General features: G+C 65.1%; 5 protein-coding genes. 4 read left to right on the forward strand and 1 reads right to left on the reverse strand.

The genetic code is table 11. The features are described from left to right. The first annotated feature begins 199 nt into the window (after window positions 1-199). The 3 genes from AC1DJW_RS19665 to AC1DJW_RS19675 all read left to right on the forward strand — a co-directional run bounded on the left by AC1DJW_RS19665 (window position 200) and on the right by AC1DJW_RS19675 (window position 3,178). Window positions 200-1,372: an ABC transporter substrate-binding protein gene (locus tag AC1DJW_RS19665; protein WP_476902276.1), complete on the forward strand. Its 1,173-nt coding sequence runs from the start codon at window positions 200-202 to the stop codon at window positions 1,370-1,372. A 116-nt stretch (window positions 1,373-1,488) separates the two neighbouring features. Next, window positions 1,489-2,226 carry an ABC transporter ATP-binding protein gene (locus AC1DJW_RS19670; RefSeq protein WP_284755378.1) on the forward strand — a complete coding sequence of 246 codons (738 nt, stop codon included), beginning with the start codon at window positions 1,489-1,491 and terminating at the stop codon, window positions 2,224-2,226. Beyond that, entirely contained in the window at window positions 2,216-3,178 is a 963-nt protein-coding gene (locus AC1DJW_RS19675; protein WP_284755379.1) for an ABC transporter permease, read from the forward strand. The genes AC1DJW_RS19670 and AC1DJW_RS19675 overlap by 11 nt, the downstream gene beginning before the upstream one ends. A gap of 82 nt (window positions 3,179-3,260) precedes the next feature. Here AC1DJW_RS19675 and AC1DJW_RS19680 read toward each other — a convergent pair whose 3' ends face one another. After that, complete coding sequence (locus tag AC1DJW_RS19680; protein ID WP_284755380.1) at window positions 3,261-4,823, reverse strand: amino acid permease; 1,563 nt, start codon at window positions 4,821-4,823, stop codon at window positions 3,261-3,263. Window positions 4,824-5,233: 410 nt separating this feature from the next. Between AC1DJW_RS19680 and AC1DJW_RS19685 the strand changes: the two genes are divergently transcribed. Further along, window positions 5,234-6,750: circularly permuted type 2 ATP-grasp protein (locus tag AC1DJW_RS19685; protein WP_476902277.1), on the forward strand; the 1,517-nt coding region annotated here is incomplete at its 3' end.

Consider the following 6,750-nt stretch of genomic DNA (forward strand, 5'->3'; position numbering starts at 1 on the left):
GCATTGGAACCAGCCGAATTGTGACGCCGCATGAACGTGCGTGACCCCGGGTTTCCGGATCATTGAACGGCAAATATGACAGTCCCTATGGTGAATCCATGACCTCATCGGATTGGTCCTTGGCTGCCCTTTCGGGGCGATGTCGCGGGGCCTGATACACGCCCTGCCCGTTCCGCAACACATCCCAAGGATTCCCAACATGTCAAACACCCCAGAACCCACGCCGCCCGGCTCGAACCCGGGAACCACGCGCATCGTCGCGGGCGAGAGCAGCAAGCCCAAGCGCCGCCGCACGCTCGAGATCGGCATCGCCGTCGGGCTGGTCCTGCTGATCGGTGCCGGCGCCGCCGTCGCATCGGTCGTCGCGAAGAACAACGAAACCCAGGCCGCGGCCTCGACGTCGCCTGCCGCGGAGCTCCGGCTCGGCTACTTCGGCAACGTCACCCATGCCCCGGCGCTGGTGGGCGTGAGCAAGGGCATCATCGCGGGCAAGCTGGGCGGCACCAAGCTGAGCACCCAGATTTTCAACGCCGGACCGGCCGCGGTCGAGGCCCTGAACGCCGGCGCCATCGATGCCGCCTACCTTGGCCCGAACCCGGCCATCAACTCCTTCGTCCAGAGCAAGGGCGCGTCCGTCAGCATCATCGCCGGCGCTGCCTCGGGCGGAGCGCAGCTGGTGGTCAAGCCCGGCATTAACAGCGCCGCGGACCTCAAGGGCAAGACCCTGGCCTCGCCGCAGCTCGGCGGCACCCAGGACGTGGCGCTGCGGGCGTGGCTGGGCAAGCAGGGCCTGAAGACCAACCCGAACGGCGGGGGCGACGTCGCGATCAACCCGACGGACAACGCCCAGACCCTCAAGCTCTTCCAGGACGGAAAGCTCGACGGCGCGTGGCTGCCCGAGCCCTGGGCCTCGCGCCTGGTGCTCCAGGCCGGCGGCAAGGTGCTCGTGGACGAGAAGGACCTCTGGGACGGGTCCATTACAGGAAAGCCGGGCGCGTTCCCCACCACGATCCTGATCGTGAGCAAGAAGTTCGCCGCCGACCACCCGCAGACCGTGACCGCCCTGCTCCAGGGCCACGAAGCCTCCGTCAACTGGCTCAACACCGCCTCGGCCGCGGACAAGGCCGCCGCGATCAACGCCGCGCTGAAGGCGACCGCGGGCAGCACCCTGCCGGCCGACGTGATCGACCGGTCCCTGAAGAACATCACCTTCACCGTGGACCCGCTCGCGGGAACCTACAAGAAGCTCCTCCAGGACGGGGTCGACGCGGGCATCACCAAACCGGCCGACATCAACGGCATCTTCGACCTCCGCGCCCTCAACAGCGTGACCGGGCAGAAGACCTTGGCCGCAGGACTGGGCCAAGACTAAGCCGCCAAGACCCAACTGGCTCGCAATAGTTGTCGTTTTGAGGCCTCATAACGACAACAACTGCGAGTTAGTTGGGCGCACATTCACCAACGAAGCAACAAACGAAGGACGGGACCATGCCAGTCGTACTGGAACACCTGGGTAAACGCTTCGGCGACGGCGCCCCGGTGCTGGACGACGTCAACGCCACCATCCAGCAAGGCGAGTTCGTCGCCCTGCTCGGTGCGTCCGGCTGCGGCAAATCCACGCTGCTGAACATCCTCGCGGGGCTGGACCAGCCGACGTCGGGCGCCCTGGAGGTGCCCAGCGACGGCGCCGCCTTCATGTTCCAGGATTCGGCGCTGTTCCCGTGGCTCACTGCCCGCGGCAACATCGAACTCGCGCTGAAGCTCGCGGACAAGTCCGGCAGCCAGAGCAAAGCGTCCCGTGCTGCCCGTGCGGGCGAGTTGTTGGACCTCGTCCACTTGGGTGGCGCGGGGGACAAGCGCCCGCACGAGCTCTCCGGCGGCATGCGGCAACGCGTTGCCCTGGCCCGCGCCTTGGCCCAGGACCGGCAGCTGTTGCTCATGGACGAACCGTTCGCTGCCCTCGACGCCATCACCCGCGACCTTCTGCACGACGAGCTCGAGCGGATCTGGAAGGAAACCGGCCGCACCATCGTGTTCGTGACGCACAACGTGCGCGAAGCAGTCAGGCTCGGCCAGCGGGTCCTGCTGCTGTCCTCCCGTCCGGGACGGGTCGTGGCCGAGTGGGATGTCACCGAGGAACACCGGACCGACGCCGGCCGTGCCGGGGAACTGACTGGAACCATTACCCGCCGCCTGCGCGAGGAGATCCGCCGCCATGCCAATTGAACAAGAGACCCGGCTTGCAGGGGAAAGCACCGAAGGGGAGACTGCCGAGCAAGCTCCACAGTCCCGCCACATCACCTCGCCGTCACTGAAGGGAAACCCGGACGAGCTCCGGGACCTCGAAGCCGGCCTGGATAAGTTGCAGTCGGATGCCCACCGCAAGGCGCGCATCGACTGGGCCCGGGTCATCCTCCCGATTGCGGCACTCCTGGTCCTCATCCTCGCGTGGCAGTTCTATGTCTCCCTCGGTTTCAAGCGCCGCGACCAGGTTCCCGGACCGCTTGACGTCCTGAGCCAGTTCGGTGCCCTCTGGGCCGAAGGCAAAGCCCAGGAAGCCATCTGGACCTCACTTCAGCGAGGAGTGATCGGCTTCCTCATCAGCGTCGCCGTGGCCACACCGGTGGGCCTGCTCCTCGCTCAGGTGCAGCCGCTGCGCCGTGCCTTCGGACCGCTCATTTCCGGGCTCCAGGTGCTGCCGTCGGTGGCCTGGGTTCCGGCTGCGATCATCTGGTTCGGGCTCTCGGACGGCACCGTGTACTTCGTCGTCCTGATGGGTGCCATCCCGTCCATCATCAACGGCCTGATCTCCGGCGTGGACCAGATCCCGCCGCAATACCGGAGCGTCGGCAAGGTCCTCGGGGCCTCGCGACTACAGATGGCCCTGCAGATCGTCCTGCCGGCGGCCCTCCCCGGGTACCTCGGCGGACTCAAGCAGGGCTGGGCTTTCTCCTGGCGTTCGCTCATGGCCGCCGAAATCATCGCGGTGGGCGGCACCATCGGCTTCGGACTCGGCTCGCTCCTGGACCAGGGCCGCACCTTGTCCGACATGGCCACTGTCATGTCCGCGATCCTCGCGATCCTGTTCGTCGGCATCCTGATCGAGCTCCTGGTCTTCGCCCCGATTGAGCGCCGCCTCCTACTGCGCCGCGGCCTGCTGGCGGGGAGCACGCGCTAAACGCACCTAAACGTAACGCAAGGGCCCGACGGCGACCGCCGTCGGGCCCTTCTCCTTTCGTCAGATCACAGCCGGGCAGGCGCTACCGGGCGGCGTCGATGGCGGGACGTTCAGCCACCACCGGGAACGGGCCCGTGTAGCCGGAGCGCTCCAGCGCAGCGCGGTAAATGCCTTTGCGCGCCGCGAACCAGCCGCCCACCAAAGCAGGAACAAGCACCACCAGGGATGCAAGTACCCAGCGCCCGGTGTCTGAGAAGCCCATGGTGACCAAGACGAAGAGCAGGAATGCGAGCGTCAGGTACGAGGTGAAGGGTGCGCCGAAGAGCCTGAAGGTCGGCCGTTCGAGCTTTCCTTCCTTCGCCCATTTCTGCAGTTTCATCTGGCAAAGCACAATGGTGGCCCAACCGCCGATGATGCCAAGGGCGGACACTTCCAGCACGATTTCGAAAGCTTCGGACGGGAACGCCGCGTTAAGTCCGACTCCGAGCAGGGTGATGACCGCGGTGAGAAGGATCCCGCCATACGGAACGCCATGGCTGCTCATTTTGGCCGTGAAGCCCGGGGCAGAGCCGTTGACGGCCATTGAACGCAAGATGCGACCCGTCGAGTAGAGGCCCGCGTTGAGGCTCGATAGCGCGGCGGTAAGGACCACGAAGTTCATGATCGAAGCGGACGTCGCGCCGGCATCCGGAGATCCAATGTGTGAGAAGAACGTCACGAAGGGCGATTCTCCGGCCTTGTAGGCGGTGAAAGGCAGGAGGAGCGAAAGCAAGAGCACCGATCCCACGTAGAAGATGCCGATGCGGAAGACCACCGTGTTTACGGCCTTGGGCATGACCTCCTTGGGCTTCTCCGTCTCGCCCGCGGCCGTACCCACGAGTTCGATCGCGGCATAGGCGAACACCACGCCGCTCACGGCCAGCAAGGGGGCAACGGCGCCCATGGGGAACATCCCGCCGCTATCCGCCATGACGCTGAAGCCCGTGGGGCCGATGTCCGTGTGGCCTCCGAACACGAGGAAGCACACGCCGATGATGAGGAACAGGACCAGCGCCGAAACTTTGATCAGCGCGAACCAGAATTCCATTTCGCCGAAAAGCTTGACGGACACGAGGTTCAGCGACAGGACCACGACGAGCGCCACAAGGGCGATCGCCCATTGCGGCACGGATTGCAGCGGCGTCCAGTAGGGCGCCCAGAACTTGACGTAAAGCGCGACGGCGGTGACATCCACCACCGAGGTCATGGCCCAGTTGAGGAAATACAACCAGCCCGCGGCGAAGGCCATCTTTTCGCCGTAGAACTCGCGGGCATAGGAAATGAAGGATCCCGACGATGGCCGGTGAAGGACGAGCTCACCGAGCGCACGGAGAATGAGGAAGGCGAAAAAGCCACAGACCGCATAAACGAGGATCAGCGCCGGACCTGATCCATGGAGGCGGCCACCGGCTCCCATGAACAGTCCGGTTCCGATTGCGCCCCCGATGGCGATCATCTGGATTTGCCGCGGCTTGAGGGTTTTGTGGTACCCCGCGTCTTCGTTGGAAAAATCCTGGGTCGCAAGTGCAAGGTCGCCCGTGCGTTCCCGTTCGTTTTCAAAGTCTTCGGCTGGATAGTGATCCGGCCGAGGTATTCCGTTGGACATTATGGTCCCCCCGATTGATGGCTAATGCCGGGTCCGTTTGTTTGAAATGGTGCTTGGTGCCCGGCGCCCAACCCACGCTAGGTGCGGTGAGTTTCCCCGTTATTTCACGGCGGTTAAGTTACAAACGGCCAGATGCAGCGCTGTCCCCGCCTGCCGCAAAGCCTGTCGGGCAGCCGGGTGTCTGGCTGTCCGACAGGCTTTTCAAGGCCCGGAAATCACTGAGTTTGCGCGGATTATTGCCGCGCAATTCCTGCGAGGAATGCTTTGAATCGCGCTAAACCCCAGCTTCACTGCCCTTTTCAGGCTCCGTTAAGTTGCTTTCTGGACTATGAATGATGTTTCACGACACGAAATGTATCCGCAATAAACAACCGCTTGACTCGGTAGCACCTATTGAGAGGGTGAGGGGAATGTCAGACCTGTTTGAAGATTACGGCCCTGCGGTCGAGCGCACCGGCGCGTACGACGAGATGTTCGCACCGGGCATGTTGGCTCGCGGCTCGTACAGTCACATCGCCGAGTCGCTGGGCCAGTTGACCCTTGCCGATGTAAGTGCGCGTGCGGAGTCGATGGCGCGGACGTTCCTGGACCGGGGTGTGACCTTCGATTATGCGGGGGAGGAGAGACCCTTTCCGCTGGATATCGTGCCGCGGGTGATTCCGGCTGATGAGTGGGATGTGCTGGAGCGGGGGGTGGCGCAGCGGGTGCGGGCGCTGGAGGCGTTCCTGGACGATGTCTACGGGCGGATGGCGGTGGTGGCGGACGGCGTGGTGCCGCGGGCATTGGTGACCACGAGCGCGCATTTCCACCGTGCCGTGCACGGTTTCGAACCGGCCGGTGGCGTGCGGGTGCACGTGTCCGGTATCGATGTGGTCCGTGATGCGGCGGGCACCTTCCGGGTGCTGGAGGACAACGTCCGTGTGCCTTCCGGGGTGTCCTACGTGCTGGAGAACCGGCGGGCGATGGCGAAGGGTTTGCCGGAGGCGTTCGGGCAGCAGCACATCCGTCCGGTCGAGGAATACCCGCGCCGTCTGCTCTCGGCGTTGCGGAAGACGGCGCCGTCGGGGGTCGATGATCCCACCGTGGTGGTCTTGACGCCGGGGGTGTTCAACAGCGCCTACTTCGAGCACACGCTGCTGGCCGGGTTGATGGGCGTTGAGCTGGTCGAGGGCAGGGACCTGATCTGCCGGGGGAACCGGGTGTACATGCGCACCACGGCCGGTGAACAGCGGGTGGACGTGATTTACAAGCGGATCGACGACGAATTCCTGGATCCGTTGCAGTTCCGCTCCGATTCCATGCTGGGGTGTCCGGGACTCGTGAACGCGGCCCGGGCGGGCGGAGTGACCATCGCGAACGCCGTTGGAAACGGGGTGGCCGATGACAAGCTGGTCTATTCCTACGTGCCGGACCTGATCAGGTACTACCTGCATGAGGAGCCGGTGATCGCCAACGTGGAGACGTTCCGGCTGGAGGAGAAGGAGGCCCGGGAGCAGGTCCTGGACCGGCTCGGGGAACTGGTGGTCAAGCCGGTGGACGGGTCCGGGGGCAAGGGCCTGGTGATCGGTCCTGATGCCTCGGCCGAGGAGCTGGAGGCGTTGCGGAAGCGGGTGTTGGCGGATCCGCGGGGCTGGATCGCGCAGCCGGTGCTGCAGCTTTCCACCGTGCCCACGCTCTCCGGGGAGAAGTTCGGGCCCCGGCACGTGGACTTGCGTCCGTTCGCGGTCAACGACGGCGATGACGTGTGGGTGCTGCCGGGCGGGCTGACCCGGGTGGCCTTGAAGGAGGGCTCGCTGATCGTGAACTCCTCCCAGGGCGGCGGGTCCAAGGACACCTGGGTGCTCTCGGACTCCCCGCGGCTGCCCGCCGTCGAGCTGCCGCGGTCCGCGATCACGGTCCGGGAACAGGTCTCGGTCTGGCCCGTCGA

It is taken from the genome of Arthrobacter sp. 05L417 (assembly GCF_056397865.1).

Excerpts from the sequence above, each read along its gene's own strand:
- AC1DJW_RS19670 (WP_284755378.1), top strand. The coding sequence starts at position 1,489 with ATGCCAGTCGTACTGGAACACCTGGGTAAACGCTTCGGCGACGGCGCC.
- AC1DJW_RS19675 (WP_284755379.1), top strand. The coding sequence starts at position 2,216 with ATGCCAATTGAACAAGAGACCCGGCTTGCAGGGGAAAGCACCGAAGGG.
- AC1DJW_RS19680 (WP_284755380.1), bottom strand. The coding sequence starts at position 4,823 with ATGTCCAACGGAATACCTCGGCCGGATCACTATCCAGCCGAAGACTTT.
- AC1DJW_RS19665 (WP_476902276.1), top strand. The coding sequence starts at position 200 with ATGTCAAACACCCCAGAACCCACGCCGCCCGGCTCGAACCCGGGAACC.